Annotated in this window: 9 protein-coding genes and 1 other RNA gene; 5 read left to right on the plus strand and 5 right to left on the minus strand. The window is 68.7% G+C overall.

The window, feature by feature from the left end; genetic code table 11:
- The coding region (locus AC3WON_RS11975) for a DNA polymerase III subunit gamma/tau (protein WP_492351909.1) at positions 1–1509 on the minus strand (1509 nt) is incomplete at its 3' end.
- A gap of 120 nt (positions 1510–1629) precedes the next feature.
- Positions 1630–4113, minus strand: a complete 2484-nt coding sequence (locus AC3WON_RS11980; protein WP_492320624.1) for an adenosylcobalamin-dependent ribonucleoside-diphosphate reductase — start codon at positions 4111–4113, stop codon at positions 1630–1632.
- Positions 4114–4280: 167 nt separating this feature from the next.
- On the opposite strand from AC3WON_RS11980, the gene ffs reads away from it, so the two are divergent.
- An RNA gene (gene ffs, locus AC3WON_RS11985) (signal recognition particle sRNA small type) lies at positions 4281–4379 on the plus strand.
- A gap of 146 nt (positions 4380–4525) precedes the next feature.
- On the opposite strand, the gene AC3WON_RS11990 is transcribed toward ffs, so the two are convergent.
- From AC3WON_RS11990 to AC3WON_RS12000, 3 genes are all read right to left on the minus strand, one after another.
- Complete coding sequence (locus AC3WON_RS11990) at positions 4526–8134, minus strand: UvrD-helicase domain-containing protein (protein ID WP_492351910.1); 3609 nt, start codon at positions 8132–8134, stop codon at positions 4526–4528.
- The gene (locus AC3WON_RS11995) at positions 8131–10998 is read right to left on the minus strand and encodes a PD-(D/E)XK nuclease family protein (RefSeq protein ID WP_492351911.1); all 2868 of its coding nucleotides are present in this window, start codon (positions 10996–10998) and stop codon (positions 8131–8133) included. Before AC3WON_RS11995 ends, AC3WON_RS11990 begins: the two co-directional genes overlap by 4 nt.
- 138 nt (positions 10999–11136) lie before the next feature.
- Positions 11137–11415 (minus strand): hypothetical protein, encoded by a 279-nt coding sequence (locus tag AC3WON_RS12000; RefSeq protein WP_010814264.1) that lies wholly within the window; start codon positions 11413–11415, stop codon positions 11137–11139.
- A 443-nt stretch (positions 11416–11858) separates the two neighbouring features.
- Between AC3WON_RS12000 and trxA the strand changes: the two genes are divergently transcribed.
- The 4 genes from trxA (at position 11859) to AC3WON_RS12020 (ending at position 15067) form a co-directional block, all read left to right on the plus strand.
- Positions 11859–12185: a thioredoxin TrxA gene (trxA, locus tag AC3WON_RS12005; protein ID WP_010814265.1), complete on the plus strand. Its 327-nt coding sequence runs from the start codon at positions 11859–11861 to the stop codon at positions 12183–12185.
- A 179-nt stretch (positions 12186–12364) separates the two neighbouring features.
- Complete coding sequence (gene rho, locus AC3WON_RS12010) at positions 12365–13627, plus strand: transcription termination factor Rho (protein ID WP_010814266.1); 1263 nt, start codon at positions 12365–12367, stop codon at positions 13625–13627.
- A 126-nt stretch (positions 13628–13753) separates the two neighbouring features.
- Positions 13754–14605: a M90 family metallopeptidase gene (locus tag AC3WON_RS12015; RefSeq protein WP_492351912.1), complete on the plus strand. Its 852-nt coding sequence runs from the start codon at positions 13754–13756 to the stop codon at positions 14603–14605.
- Positions 14606–14806: 201 nt separating this feature from the next.
- Positions 14807–15067, plus strand: a complete 261-nt coding sequence (locus tag AC3WON_RS12020) for a type B 50S ribosomal protein L31 (protein WP_010814268.1) — start codon at positions 14807–14809, stop codon at positions 15065–15067.
- The last annotated feature ends 168 nt before the right edge of the window (positions 15068–15235 follow it).

The raw sequence follows: 15235 nt of genomic DNA on the forward strand, positions 1-15235 counted from the left end.
GGGTGGGGCCGGGGGGCGCTGCGGGGCAGCCGGCGCTGGCGCCATGGCCAGCGGCGGTGCCTTGCGGCCGCCACCACGGGCAGCGGAAGCCTGGCGGGCGGCCGCCAGCGCGGCGGCGGCGGGCGACATGGCCCCGTTGCCGGCGCCAGCGGCCGGCCGTGCCGGCGCAGCTTCAGGGGATGCAGGGACAGCGGCAGGTGCGGCAGCGAGTTCGGCCACTACCGCGGGCTGGACCGCCCGTGCGGGCATAGGGGCAGGGACCGGTGCCGCCGCAGCACCGGCCTTGGCCTGTTCGGCGGCATTGGCCACAGCCGTCGCATGGCGGGTATCAACGGGTTGCGCGGCTTCGGCACCACGCTGGCGCGCAGGCGCGGCACCACCGCCCTGCCCTTGCGTCGTAGTGGGTTCAGACGACGGCCGGAACGCCAGCATGCGCAGCAGCGTCATGGTGAAGCCGGCGTACTCGTCCGGCGCGAGCGCCAGCTCGCTGCGGCCGAGGTTGGCGATCTGGTAGAACAGCTGCACTTCCTGCGCGTCGAACACGCCGGCCAGGCGCCGCACCTCATCGGCTTCGGGCCATTCGTCCTGCACCGAGGCCGGCACGGCCTGCGCCAGAGCCACCTTGTGCAGCAGCGAGCCCAGGTCCTGCAGCGCGCCGGCAAACGACAGGCTGCGGTCGGCCATGGCATCGGCAATCGCCAGCATGGCGGCGCCGTCTTCGGCGGCCAGCGCATCGAGCAGCTGCACCAGGTAGCCCTGGTCGATCGCGCCCAGCATGCCGCGCACCGCGTCTTCCGAGACCTGGCCCGCGCTGTAGGCGATGGCCTGGTCGGTCAGCGACAGCGCATCGCGCATCGAGCCGTGCGCGGCCTGCGCCAGCAGCCGCAGCGCATTGCCGTCGTGGCCGATGCCTTCCTGCGCCAGGATATGGTCCAGGTGCGAGACGATATGCCCCGGCGGCATCTGCTTGAGGTTGAACTGCAGGCAGCGCGACAGCACCGTGACCGGGATCTTCTGCGGATCGGTGGTGGCGAGGATGAACTTGACGTGCCCGGGCGGCTCTTCCAGCGTCTTCAACATGGCGTTGAAGGCGTGGTTGGTGAGCATGTGCACTTCGTCGATCATGTAGACCTTGAAGCGCCCGGAGGTCGGGGCGTAGACCGCCTTGTCCAGCAGCTGCGCCATCTCGTCGACGCCGCGGTTGGACGCGGCGTCCATCTCGATGTAGTCGACGAAGCGGCCGCTGTCGATCTCCTGGCAGGCCTTGCACTGCCCGCACGGCTGGGCGGTGATGCCGCCGTTGCCGTCAGGGCCGGTGCAGTTCAGGGCCTTGGCCAGGATCCGCGACAGCGTGGTCTTGCCGACCCCGCGCGTGCCGGTGAACAGGTAGGCATGGTGCAGCCGCTGCTGTTCCAGCGCGTGCGTGAGCGCGCGGACCACGTGCTCCTGGCCGACCAGCGTGGTGAAATCCCTGGGGCGCCATTTGCGCGCTAGAACTTGATAACTCATGGCGGCGATTGTAGCAAAATGCGGCCCCCCTCCGGCCGCCGCCGCCCCGACCTCGCGGTCTTTATTCGCCACGCGCCGCGCGGGCTGGCTCCGGTGGCCGCAACCCGCCCGCGGCGGGGCTCAGCCGCACTCGCCCACGTAGCCGCAATTGGCGCATTTGGCGCATCCGTCGACCTTGTGCAGGGCGTGCGCGCCACACTCCGGGCACGGCTTGCCGGTGCCGACACCGGGGGTGCCGGGGGCTCGGACCGGGCTGGCGAGATCCGCCCCGGCATCCGGCGCCTGCCCCCCGCCCTCGCGCTGGGCCAGCCTGGCCGCCAGCGCGGCTACCGGCACCTGGCCGCCGTCGGCATCCAGGAAGCCGCGCTTGATCAGGATGCGCTGCAGCGCGTAGCTGAGCGCGGCCACTTCGGAGTCATGGAAGCGCGGCACCTCGGTACCGTCCTGGCGCACCAGCGTGCCGTAGCGCACCGTGCCCTTGTCCCACACCACGTTGCGCATGTCCGCCAGTGCCTTGGCCACCGAGCCGCCCGAGCGCGCCACCATCGACAACAGCCGCATGGTCGAGGTAATCCACTGCTGGCCCTCGCTGCGCTGCCCCGCCGGCATGAAGAACTCCACCGGGCGCTCGATCTCCACCGGCTTGCCGCCGGCAACGCCGGCGACGCGCATGAAGTTGACGGTCAGGTAGACGGTCTTGTGGCCCTCGTACGTCAGGTATTCGACCTTGGACGTCACGCCCTCCAGGTCGCCCACCGGCCGGCTGCCGAAGGGGCGCACCAGCGGATTGTCGTCGGCCATGGCAGCGGGTGCCGCCGCCGGCGCCTCTACTGACAGCACGGCCCCCAGCACCGAATTGGGACGATAGGTCGCCAGCCCCTTCAGGCCGGCCTTCCACGCCTCCAGGTACAGGTTGCGGAAGGCTTCATACGGATAATCCTCCGGCACGTTGACGGTCTTGCTGATGCTGGTGTCGATATACGGCTGCACCGCTTCCAGCATCCGCATATGATCCAGCGCCGACATCTGCAGCGCGGTGACGAAGGCATCCGGCAACTGGGCCATGTCGGCCCCCATGTGACGGTAAAGCCGCCAGGCATGGTCCGCCACTTCGAAGCTGCGGTAGCTGTTGTCCGGCATCCGCTTCTTGCGGTTGTAGGTCCACGAGAAAGCCGGCTCGATGCCGTTGGAGGCATTGTCGGCAAAGGCCAGCGTGATGGTGCCGGTGGGTGCGATCGACAGCAGGTGCGAATTGCGCAGCCCGTTGCGCGCAATGGCATCGCGCAAGCGTTCAGGCAGCCGGCCGGCAAACCCGCTCTGCAGGTAGGCGTTGGCATCGAACAGAGGGAAGGCACCCTTCTCCACCGCCAGTTCGGTCGACGCCAGGTAGGCATCATCGCGCATGCGCTCCGAGATCCGCGCCGCCAGCTGCCGCGCCGGCTCTGTGTCATAGCGCAGGCCCAGCATCACCAGCGCGCTGCCCAGCCCCAGGAAGCCCAGCCCGACGCGGCGCTTGGCGTGGGCCTCGGCCTGTTGTTCGGGCAACGGCCAGAAGGTCACGTCGAGCACGTTGTCGAGCATGCGCGTGGCCACACGCACCACTTCGGCAAAGGCATCGAAATCGAATTCGGCCTGCGGCGAGAACGGCTGGCGCACGAAGCGCGTCAGATTGATCGAGCCCAGGCAGCAGCAGCCATAGGATGGCAGCGGCTGCTCGGCGCACGGGTTGGTGGCCTCGATGCGCTCGCAGTAATAAAGGTTGTTGTCGGCATTGATCTGCGACAGGAACAGGATGCCCGGCTCGGCATGGTCGTAGGTGGCCTGCATGACCTGGTCCCACAGGTTGCGCGCCGGCACGCGCCGGTACACCCACTGGCCGTCGTCGCGGCGATAAGCTCCTGCGGCGATCATATCGGCGCCCGGCTCGGCCTCATGCACCAGTTCGACCTCGCCGTCTGCCTGCACGGCCTGCATGAAGGCGTCAGTGACGCCGATGGAGATATTGAAGTTGCTGAGGTCGCCCTTGTCCTTGGCGTGGATAAAGCTCTCGATATCGGGATGGTCGCAGCGCAGCACGCCCATCTGCGCGCCGCGGCGGGCGCCGGCGGATTCCACGGTGGCGCACGATGCGTCAAACACTTTCATGAACGACACCGGCCCCGAGGCGCGCGAATGCGTGGCCCGCACCAGCGCGCCGGCCGGTCGGATCGCCGAGAAGTCATAGCCCACGCCGCCGCCGCGGCGCATGGTTTCGGCGGCCTGCGCCACCGCCGTATAGATGCTGGGGCGGCCCTCGCGCGGCTCCGACACCGAATCGCCCACCGGCTGCACGAAGCAGTTGATCAGCGTGGCCTGGATGCCGGTGCCCGCCGCCGAGTTGATGCGTCCGGCCGGCACGAAGCCGTTTTCCTGCGCCCACAGGAAGCGCGCGCTCCAGGCCTCGCGCTGGTCCTCGGGTTCGGCCTGCGCCAGCGCGCGCGCCACGCGTTGCCTGACATCGGCAATGCTGCGCTCTTCGCCCTTGGCGTACTTCTCGATCAGGACTTCGGAGGAGATTTCCTGCGGCGCCAGGGCGCCGCGAATGATCTGGTCGTTTGCGTTCATGTATTGGCTCACCACGGTCTGGGTCGGTGAATGGTCGGGCCGCCGCGGCCCGCGTTACCTGCGCCAGATCAAGCCGACGCATTTACCGCGGGCAATGACCCACCACTGCAAAGGGCATTCAACGCAATTTCTCCGCGATATCGCGGTCTGGGGTACAATGCCGCTCGGACGGGCCTCCTCGCATGGTGGCGCGGTCAACCTGGTCAGGTCGGGAACGAAGCAGCCACAGCCGTTTTCCGCCAGTGCCGAGGGTCAGGCTCGTCCACCTCACACCCCCTCCCGCTGTATCCGCACGCACGAGTCGTTCGCAGCGCAGTCCCTGTCACTTTAGTACAGCCGGGCCGCGAGCGCGCGCGCTGCACACCCCATTTTGCGCCGATTCTGGCACCCTGTCCGGGTGCCACGCCAGCCGTCAGAACAGCGAGCCCTGCTGCGGCATCGGCGGCGCCATTCGCTCGGCGGGAATCCATTCGCCGTCCGCGGTGGCCACGCCGGCCTCGATACGCTTGCCCGGGAACATCGGCGCAAGCGCGGCCACATAGCGGCCCAGCTGCGCGCGGTAGGCGGCATGCTCCTGCGGCAGGAGCCGCAGCTTGTAGTCGACGATCACCACGCGGTCGTCGAATTCCACCAGCCGGTCGATGCGCAGCAGCCGGCCGCGCGCGTCATAGAGTTCGACTTCATTGCGCGCGCTGCGGGCGTCCCCCGCCCCCAGCAACGGCGCCAGCGCCGGCGCGCGCAGCATCGCAGCCACCGCCTCCAGCGCTTGCGCCACCTGTTGCCGCCACGCCTGCCGTGCCGCCCCGGTGTGCGCGCCCGTCAGCGGGAACCAGCGCAATGCGGTGTCGATCCCCGGCACGCCGGCAAAGGCTTCGGGATAGCGCGTCAGGCGCTCCAGCAAAGCATGCACCAGCTCGCCGTGGCGGGCGGCCGCGGCGTTGAAGACGATGCCGTCGGACTCGTCTTCGGCTTCGGCCTCGCCCTCTTCTTCAAGCGCGGTCCCCTGCCGCGCATCCACTGCATCGCGATAGCGCAGCCGGAAGTCGGTAAAGCGCACCGGCTCGCTCAGGCGCGCGGGCATCGGGGCCTGGTCCTGCGCATCGGCCAGCTCGCCCGGATAGGCCGGCACCATCTCGCCGACGCCCGCGGCCTGCAGCCGCACATACCAGCTGCCGGCGATCTCGGCATTGCCCTCGCCCGAACCGCTGCGGCTGGCCCGGCCCTTGACCCCGCTGACCAGCAGGCCCTGCTGCGCGCGCGTCATGGCCACGTACAGCAGGTTCCAGTTCTCGCGCTCGCCCAGCGCCGCCTCTGACTCGAACAACGGCGCCCGCGCCAGCCCGCGCTCGCTGCGCTTGCCGTAGGCCGAGAAATGCCGAGGCACCGGCGACGACGGCGGCCAGTCGACCAGGATGCCGCCCCGGTCCGCGGCCGGCTCGCTGTGATTGGCATCGAGCAGCACCACGAACGGCGCCTCCAGGCCCTTGGCTGCATGCACGGTCAGGATATGGACCGCGTCGAGGCCGGCAAACGCCGGATCGTCCTCGGCCGGCTCCACGTCTTCGGCGCTCTCGCCCATGCCGCCTTCATCGGGGCTTTCGCCCTCGTCGCCGCGGCGGATTTCCTGCAGCTCGTCGATAAATTTCGGCAGGCTCGGATAGCGCCCGCCGTCGAGGTCCAGCGACAGCTTCAGGAAGGCATCGAGGTTGGCCAGCACCTGTTCGCGGATATCCGGCGGCGCGGCCTCGGCATAACGGCGCCGCACTTCGCCGCCGTGGAAGATCTGGTCGATCAGGTCATGCACCGGCCGGTGCGGCGCGACGCGCAGCCACTGGCGCAAGCGCTGCACGCCTTCGCGCAGCGCATCGGATACGTGTTCGGGCAGGCCGCCTGACTCGATGCGTGCCCACCAGCCGCCCTCGCATTCGATCCGGGCCAGCGCCAGCAGGTCGTCGTCAGTCGCGCCCACCAGCGGGCTCTTCAGCACGTGCGCGAGATCCAGGTCCGATTCCGGCGTCATCAGGAACGCCAGCAACGCCGACAGGTCCAGCGCCTCGAGCGTGGCCAGCAGGCCGCCGCGGCGCGGGCTCAGGCACGGAATGCCGGCCTCGCGCAGCGCGCGCTCATAGTCAGCCAGATGGGTCTTGCGGCGCACCAGCAGATGCATGTCGCTCCAGCGCGCGGGGCGCTGTTCGCCGCCCTCATGGACCGGCACGGTGTCGCGCACCAGGCGCAGCCACGCGGCCACGCGCCGGCCCTCTTCCAGCCGCAACGAATCGCCGGCCTGCCGGCGTGGCTGCAGCAGCGTGTCGCGATGGGCGGAGGCGGCTTCGGCGCCCTTGTCCTCTGCACCATCGTCAACGGCGTCTTCGGCCTTGTCCTCGGGCTCCACCAGCGGCAGCAGCCAGACCGGCCCGTTGCCTCCGGCCAGTGCCGTGGTCTGGGTCGCGTACAGCGGATAGCGGCCCTCGGCGCGCGCGCTGTCGAACACGGCGTTGACCCAGTCCAGCACTTCGGCACGGTTGCGCCGGGTGCGGTTGGTGCGCAGCACGGTGGCGCCGAACGCATCGCGCAGCATCTCGCCGGCCGCGCCGAACAGCCGTGCATCGGCGCGCCGGAAACGGTAGATCGACTGCTTGGGATCGCCCACCAGGAACACCGTCGGCCGCTCGCCCAGGCCCGCATAGCCGGCCAGCCAGCCCTGCAGGATGCGCCACTGCAGCGGGTTGGTGTCCTGGAACTCGTCGAGCAGCAGATGGCGGTAACGCGCGTCGAGCCGCACCTGCAGGTAGGTGGCGGTCTCTTCGTCCGACATCAGGCGCGCGGCCTGCCATTCCAGGTCGGCGAAGTCCATCGCGCGCTGCTCGTCCTTGTGCCGCTGGTAGCGCGTCAGCAAGGCATCGCCGATGCAGAACAGCGCGCGGTTGATCGCCAGCACCGCGGCTTCGCAACAACGCGCGCTGATGTCGTCAAGCATGGCGCAGATCGAGGCATGCTCGTCCAGCAACGCATCGACCATGCCTTCGCCGCCGGCGGCCTTGACCAGCGCCGCGGTGCGCCGCAGCGAACGCGGGCCGCCGGTGGTGGTGAAGAACGCGGCGCGCAACTGCGCGAACGCCCGTTCGGCGGGCTTGCCGGGCACCGCGCCCGCTTCGCGCCACGCGGTGATCGCCATCAGCGCATCGGTGATGCGGCCGGCGTGGGTCTGCTCGGTCTTGCCGGCCGCGCCCAGGCGCAGCGCCAGCGACTCGCAGGCATCGCGCCAGCCTTCGTCGGCCAGCGCCTGCAGCAGCACGTCGCCCCGGGCGTCTTCGCCCAGGCAGTCGGACAGCGCCTGCAGCGGGTCGCCGCCCTCCTGCATCGCCCACCATTCGCTGCGGGCATGGAACATCGCGTCCAGCAGCGCGCGTGCCTGGAAGTCGCCCACGGTATCGACCAGCGTTTCCCACGCGGCGCGCAAGTCGGTGTATTGCTCCGTGGCCAGCGCGCGCCAGACCGGGGCCCAGGCTTCGCGTTTCATGCGTAGCGCATCTTCGCGCAGCGCCGCGCCCGGCACGATGCCCGAGGCCAGCGGCGCGCCGCGCAGCAGCGTGCCGAACCAGCCGTGGAAGGTATCGATGGCCATGCGCCCGGGCGCGGCCAGCACCTGCGCATGCAGGCGCCGCGCACGCGGCAGCGTCTCGCGCGCGGCGTCGGGCGTCAGGCCGCGCTGCACCAGAGCGGCGATCACGTCGTCGTCGCTGTCGCGCGACAGCTGTGCCAGCACCTCAAGCAGGCGGTCGCGCATTTCTTCGGCGGCCTTGCGCGTGAAGGTGATGGCCAGGATCTCGTGCGGCGCGGCGCCGGCCAGCAGCAAGCGCACCAGCCGCGCCACCAGCAGCCAGGTCTTGCCGCTGCCGGCACAGGCCTCAACCACCACCGAGCGCGCGGGATCGCAGGCGGCGCGCGTGAACTCGGTCTCGGAAACGGGTTCGCCGTCGCGCTGGTAAGGCTGGACGTGGTGCGGATCGTGGGGCGTCATGATGTCAGCGCCGGCACGGCGGTGGATTCCCAGAAGCCCTTGCGGCACAGGCCGCGGGCGGTGCAATACAGGCAGGCGGAGGCATCGCCGAAGGCCGGCAGCCTGGCGCCCTGGCGCAGGCGCATGACGTCGTCGCGCATCTGCCGTTCCAGCCAGATGACGGCGGCTTCAAAATCGGGCAGGCCGACTTCGCGCTGCGCCGCCGCTGCGCCCTCGCGCGCGCCTTCGAGCGATACCCAGCTGCCGGCTGCCGCATCGGCGCGCAGCAGGCCGTAGAACGGCAGCTGGCAGTCTTCCTCGACCTCGGCCAGCTTGCGCTTGAGGCGGGTGGCGCTCTGCGTCTTGTAGTCGAGCACGGCATGCGCCCCGCCCGGGCCCTGGTCAAGCCGGTCGATGCGCCCGGTCAGGCGCAGCGGCTGGCCGTCGGGCATCGGCAGGTCGATGCCGGCGTCGAGCTCGCCGCCGCGCCAGAACCAGCCCTCGGCCTCGCGCGCGGATTGCCAGGCGACATACGACGGCATCACCTCGCGCCAGCGCCGGTAGTAGGCAATGGCATTGCCGTCCTCGGCCATCAGCGCGCCGAACACGTCTTCGGAAATCTCGGCCAGGCGGGCCAGGCGCTGGTCTTCCGCCAGCGTCTCGCCACGCTCGCGGCGCGCCTGCAGGTCCTTGTGGTAGCGCAGCAGCACGTGGTGCAGGTGTTCGCCGATCTCGCGTTTCTCCAGCTCGTCGCTGACTGTCTCCAGCCCGGCCAGGCCCAGCATGCGGCCGGCGAAGAACTGGTAGGGGCAGCGGCGCAGCATGTTGTAGGCCTGCGCGCTCCAGCGCACCGGCACCAGCGCGGGCTCCGCCGCCGGCGCCGGCATGCCCTGCGGATCGGCAAAGGTCTCGTGCGCCTGTGCTGCGGCGGCGGCTTCGATGCTGACGCCCGCGCGCGCGCAGCACGCCGCCAGGCGCTCGATCCAGCCCGACACATGATGCGGCTCGCCGCGGCTGCCGTAGCGTTGCCAGGTCAGCACCACGTCGTCGTTGTTCAGCAGCACCTCGGCCAGGTCGCGCGCCTGTTGGGCAAAGCGGGCCTCGCGGTCTTCCAGGTCCAGCTCGCGCCGCATCTGGTTGGAAAAGAACATCAGCTCGGCGGCGCTGGACGGCAGTTGCGCGTCATCGCAGCCGACGATCACCACGCCCTCGAAGCGGCGCATGCGCGCGCCGTTCAGGGGCAGGATGGTGATGCGCGCCGGGCCGCTGGCCGAGGGCTCCTTGTAGGCGACCGATTCCAGCAGCGCCGACAGCATCGCGCGGAACTCGCCCTGCGACAGCGTGGCATGGCCGCCAGTCTCGTCCAGCGGCAACTCCTGCAGCCGCGCCAGCGCATCGAGCAGCTGGCTGCCGGCATCGTCCGCGGCCAGCGCCGCGCGCATGCCGAGGCCGTCGAGCATGCCGTCGAGCCGTTCCAGCCAGGTTGCCAGCGGATGCTGCGCGAGCCCGCGCGGCCAGCGCGCCGCCTCGTCGGCGAGCACGGCGACGAGCGCGTGCGCGGCGCGGCGCGGCGCTTCGGCGGCATCCTCGTCTTCCGCGGCAGCTTGCTGCGCGGCAGTCGGTGCGCTCCCGAACAGCTGGCGCAGGCGCGCCCAGCCGCCGGTAATGCCTTCGCGCCGCACCTGGCGCTCAAGCAGCGCGATGGCCGCGCCGCGCCCGGCAACCTCCGGCAGGCAGAACGGGCTCTTGAGCAGGTCCAGCAGCGCGGCGGTGTCGCCGTCGCGCACCAGCAGGTCGAACCAGCGCATCAGCGCGGCGGCCGCGCGCGTGGTGGAAAGCTTCCAGCCGGTCTCGTCGCGCACCGGTGCCCCGGCGCGCGCCAGCAAGGCGCGGGCGCGCCGCGCCACCACGCGGTCGTGCGCGACCAGCGCCACCTGGCGGCGGCCTTCATTGAGCCACTGCACCAGTTGCGCGGCTGCCGCGGCGGCTTCGTCCTCGAAGCGCGCGCTGCCGATCACGCGGATCGACGAACGCTGCGGCGGCAGCGCAGGCATGGCCGGCGCGGGGGCGACGGCTTCGGCATCGTCGGCGATCCTTGCTTCCGGCCACAGCGCCAGCAGCGTCTGGTACCAGTCGGCATCGCTCTCGCCCTGCCCGGTCCAGTCATAGCCGACCTGCAGCACCGGCACCAGCTCGGCGGCATCGCGCAGGAACGCGGCTTCAAGCGGCGTGGGCGGGGTCGGGGCAATCCAGATCACCGGGCCGCGCAGCTGCTGCGACAGCTCGCGCAAGGCGCGGCGCCGCGCCGGCAGCGGATCGTCCGGGCCGGACAGCGCCTGCCAGAATGCCAGCACGATGCGCGCCTCTTCGCCGAGGAAGCGCTCGGACAGATGCGAATAGGTCCGTTCCAGCGCGCCCTGCAGCAGGCCGGCGCGATCGTCGCCGTCGATCTCGTCATCGTCGCGGATGGCGGCGTCTTCGAGCCAGCGCGCGTTGAGCTCGTCGCAGATCGACAGCAGCGTCTGCGACAGGCCCCAGGCGGCGGTCTCGTTCTGGGCGCCGAAGGCGCGGCGCAGCCAGTCCTGCCCGCGCACCGCCTGCTGCACGGCCAGCAGGCGTGCGGCCGGGCTGCGCACCGGGGCGCCCTCGGGCGGCAGGTCGAGCAGCCAGTGGCCCAGCGTCAGCACGCGCGGCAGCAGCCGCGGGCTGCCTGCCGCGCGCGCGGCGGCGTCCAGTGCCTGGCGCACGCCCGGGATCTGCGCCGCGGTGGGCACGACCACGTGCGCGCCCGCCTCCGGCGCGCCGCAGCGGTCGAGGAAATACCAGGCAGCGGTGGCGGCCTGGTCGAGGAAATCAGGGCCAGGGCGGAAACGTAGCGACGTCATGGGCGCGTGGGGCGCAGCCCGGAATGGCTGCGCGAACTGCGTCGGTCGGCGAAAGCGTCAGGATGCAACGGAAACAATACGGGCGCCGCCGGCCTGGGCGGCTGGCGGCAAGTGTGATGCAGGGGCAGGCGGAACGGCTCAGTCCGAACCGCCTTCCAGCCGGGCGCGGATCTCGCGCGCGGTCTCGAGCAGGCCCTCATAGCCGGAGCGCGCATGCTCGGGCAGGTCCGGGTCGCCCACGAGGGTACCGAGGGTCTCGATGATGCTGTAGACCAGGCCGCGTGCGGCACCGCTGGCGATGCTGTTGGTCTCCACGGCGCTGCTGATATGGTCCAGCGCATCGCTCAGGTGGTCCACGTCCGGCGCCTGGCCGGGCTCGGGCTCGGGCTGCGAAGGCTTGCGGGGATCGGTGTTCATGTCGATGACCTAGTCAGTGGCGCAGGATGCAAGATTGGTCCGCTGGCGCCGCCCGCGAACCGCTTTCTATTCTACGCGCACGCCACACGCAATCGGCACCGCGCGGCGCGCACAAGTGCATTCTATGACACACCCTCCCGCACGCCGCAAGCGATTACCCGAATCTCTCGGCGCCATAGAAAATAAGCATTTCAATGAATCCCCCGCTTGCAGCAGAATCATTTCCGTGCCGGCGCGCTTTCGAGTGTTTGCCAGGCCGGTCTTGAAAATCGGCAAACTGGTAACATATCGGCAGCACCGGGCGCGGCAGCGGCCCCCACAGCCTGTTTGCGGGCTGCGGAGGCAGCCCGACGGGTCCGCGCAATCTCGTGTAAGGTAACGGTTCGGCCCTCCGAAGTCTCCAGCCTTCAACATAAACAGAGCGAAACCAGAGGTTTTCCGCCATGAGCGAACAAATCAAGTATGTGAGCGACGCCTCCTTCGATGCTGACGTCCTCCAGTCCGACAAACCCGTCCTGCTCGACTTCTGGGCGGAATGGTGCGGCCCCTGCAAGATGATCGCGCCGATCCTGGACGAAGTCGCCAAGGACTACGGCGACAAGCTGCAGATCGCCAAGATCAACGTCGATGAAAACCAGCAGGTGCCGGCCAAGTTCGGCATCCGCGGCATCCCGACGCTGATCCTGTTCAAGAACGGCGCAGTCGCGGCCCAGAAGGTCGGCGCGCTGTCCAAGTCGCAACTGACCGCCTTCCTCGACGGCAACCTGTAAGCTGCGCGCCGGGACCTGACCCACGGTCCCGGTTTTGTCACGGTCCGACGTGCGTGCGCCACATCCTGGCGCGCCGGTCGGATTGTGCTAAGATGCCACCAACAACTCCCCGAGCGTTCGCTCATTTCCCCCCTTCCCTTTAGGTCTCGCCCGTCCGGGCCCATCTGTACCCCTCGTCTATGCACCTGACAGAACTCAAATCGCTTCACGTGTCTGCGCTTCTCGAAATGGCGGCTACGCTCGAGATCGACAACGCACAACGGATGCGCAAACAGGAACTGATGTTTGCGATCCTGAAGAAGCGCGCCAAGATGGGCGAAACCATCTTTGGAGACGGCACGCTGGAGGTGCTGCCCGACGGCTTCGGCTTCCTGCGCTCGCCCGAAACCTCGTATCTGGCCAGCACGGACGACATCTACATCAGTCCGTCCCAGATCCGCCGCTTCAACCTGCACACCGGCGATTCGATCGAGGGTGAAGTGCGTACGCCCAAGGACGGCGAACGCTACTTTGCACTGGTCAAGGTGGACAAGGTCAACGGGCAGCCGCCCGAAGCGGTCAAGAACCGCATCATGTTCGAGAACCTGACGCCGCTGCACCCGAACCGGCCGCTCACGCTCGAACGCGATATCAAGGCTGAAGAGAACATCACCGGCCGCATCATCGACATGATCGCGCCGATCGGCCGCGGCCAGCGTGCGCTGCTGGTGGCATCGCCCAAGTCCGGCAAGACCGTGATGCTGCAGCACATCGCCCACGCGATTGCCAACAACCATCCGGAAGCGGACCTGTTCGTGCTGCTGATCGACGAACGCCCGGAAGAAGTGACCGAGATGATGCGATCGGTGCGCGGCGAAGTGGTTGCGTCGACCTTCGACGAACCGGCCATCCGCCACGTCCAGGTTGCCGAAATGGTGATCGAGAAGGCCAAGCGCCTGGTCGAACTGAAGCGCGACGTGGTGATCCTGCTGGACTCGATCACCCGCCTGGCGCGGGCCTACAACACCGTGGTGCCGGCCTCGGGCAAGGTGCTGACCGGTGGCGTGGACGCCAACGCGCTGCAGCGCCCGAAGCGCTTCTTCGGTGCCGCGCGCAACCTGGAAGAAGGCGGTTCGCTGACCATCATCGCCACCGCGCTGATCGAAACCGGCAGCCGCATGGACGACGTGATCTATGAAGAGTTCAAGGGCACCGGCAACATGGAAGTGCACCTGGAACGCCGCCTGGCCGAGAAGCGCGTCTACCCGTCGATCAACCTGAACAAGTCGGGCACGCGCCGCGAAGAGCTGCTGATCAAGCCGGAAATCCTGCAGAAGATCTGGATCCTGCGCAAGTTCATCTCCGACATGGATGAAGTGCAGGCGATGGAATTCATCATGGACAAGATGAAGGCCACGAAGAACAACGCCGAGTTTTTCGATATGATGCGCAGAGGCGGCTGAGCCCTCGCTGCAGCGTCAACGCAGCATCGCCGCAAGGCGGACAGGAAGGCGTGCCACGGCACGCCTTTTTTTGTTGCCCGACCTTTTTTGTTGCCGGACCATTTCACAGCGCACCGCGCTACGCCCATGCTCGGCAAACTGACCTCATTCCTGCGCACCCGCTCGCGGGCCCGCAAGCTGGAGCACTACGCCATCCCCGATGCGCTGTGGGCGCGCACGGTCGCCACGCTGCCGTTCGTGCAACGCTACGGCAGCGAAGACCTCGCGGCGCTGCGCGAGCTGGCCACGCTGTTCATCGCTGACAAGGAATACTCCACCGCGCACGACCTGCCGCTGGCCGACGACATGGTGGCCAGCGTTGCCGTGCAGGCCTGCGTGCCGATCCTGAAGCTGGGGCTGCCTTGGTACCGGGGCTGGCACGGCATCGTGCTCTACCCGGGCGAGTTCATCATCCGCCGGACCGTGCAGGACGAGATCGGCCTGGTGCACGGCGTGGTCGAGGAAGCCAGCGGCGAGGCCTGGGAGCACGGGCCGGTGATCCTGTCCTGGCCCGACGTGCACACCCCCGGGGCCGGCATCGACAGCGACCACGAACTGCCGGCCGACACCTACAACGTGGTCATCCACGAGTTCGCCCACAAGCTGGACATGCTCGACGGCGAGCCCGACGGCGTGCCGCCCTTCTCGCGCGTGCTGCACCCGGACATCGACGCGGAAGCCTGGGCCGAGACCTTCCTGACCGAGTACGACCGCTTTGCCGAGGCCTGGGAGGCACGCGACGAGGCCGACTGGGAGCACCCGGAGCGGCTGCCGCCGGCACTGCGCATCATCGACCCATACGGGAACGAGGCGCCGAGCGAGTTCTTTGCCGTGACGTCAGAGGCATTTTTTGTCGAGCCGACCGGGCTGGCGCGGCACTGGCCGGTTGTATACCAGTCGCTGGCCGTCTTCTATCGCCAGGACCCGGCCTCCATGTGATGCTTTTGCCATATTCCTGCGCCACACTTTCTGTGCCGCGCGTGGCGCTGCCTCTTCCCCAAGTATTTGTTTTTCTGCCATAATCCCGGTTTGCCCGTTACCGGCAAGTGGTTCGTTCGTCGCCGCGCCATGCACGCTCTCGCCCTCGGCGGAGAACAGCGGATTGCAACGGACTGGCTACCCAACCAGAAAGGACTCATCATGAAAGAAGGCATTCACCCGAATTACCGCGAAGTCGTGTTCCAGGACATGTCCAGCGACTTCAGCTTCATCACCCGCTCGACCATCCAGACCAAGGACAAGATCGTGAAGGACGGCAAGGAATACCCGCTGGCCAAGATCGAAGTCTCGTCGGAATCGCACCCGTTCTACACCGGCACCCAGAAGATCATGGACACGGCCGGCCGCGTGGAAAAGTTCCGCCAGAAGTTCGGCAACAAGCTGGGCAAGGCTGCGAAGTAAATCGCTTTCAGCGAACCCCGCTTCGCAAGGCCTGCGGACAGATGCTCCGGGGCCTGTGCGAAACAGCAAAGAGGCAGCATCGGCTGCCTCTTTGCTTTTATGCCGGACCACGACCGGTACCGCCGCATTCATTGGATTTACCCCACACCCCGTGAGGCTTCCACGCCA

The sequence above is a fragment of the Cupriavidus sp. FW305-46 genome (assembly GCF_058787075.1).

What these genes read in the sequence shown, in the direction of transcription:
- AC3WON_RS12000 (WP_010814264.1), bottom strand. Translation starts at nt 11,415, where the DNA reads ATGAACACCGATCCCCGCAAGCCTTCGCAGCCCGAGCCCGAGCCCGGC.
- AC3WON_RS12015 (WP_492351912.1), top strand. Translation starts at nt 13,754, where the DNA reads ATGCTCGGCAAACTGACCTCATTCCTGCGCACCCGCTCGCGGGCCCGC.
- trxA (WP_010814265.1), top strand. Translation starts at nt 11,859, where the DNA reads ATGAGCGAACAAATCAAGTATGTGAGCGACGCCTCCTTCGATGCTGAC.
- AC3WON_RS11980 (WP_492320624.1), bottom strand. Translation starts at nt 4,113, where the DNA reads ATGAACGCAAACGACCAGATCATTCGCGGCGCCCTGGCGCCGCAGGAA.
- rho (WP_010814266.1), top strand. Translation starts at nt 12,365, where the DNA reads ATGCACCTGACAGAACTCAAATCGCTTCACGTGTCTGCGCTTCTCGAA.
- AC3WON_RS12020 (WP_010814268.1), top strand. Translation starts at nt 14,807, where the DNA reads ATGAAAGAAGGCATTCACCCGAATTACCGCGAAGTCGTGTTCCAGGAC.
- AC3WON_RS11995 (WP_492351911.1), bottom strand. Translation starts at nt 10,998, where the DNA reads ATGACGTCGCTACGTTTCCGCCCTGGCCCTGATTTCCTCGACCAGGCC.
- AC3WON_RS11990 (WP_492351910.1), bottom strand. Translation starts at nt 8,134, where the DNA reads ATGACGCCCCACGATCCGCACCACGTCCAGCCTTACCAGCGCGACGGC.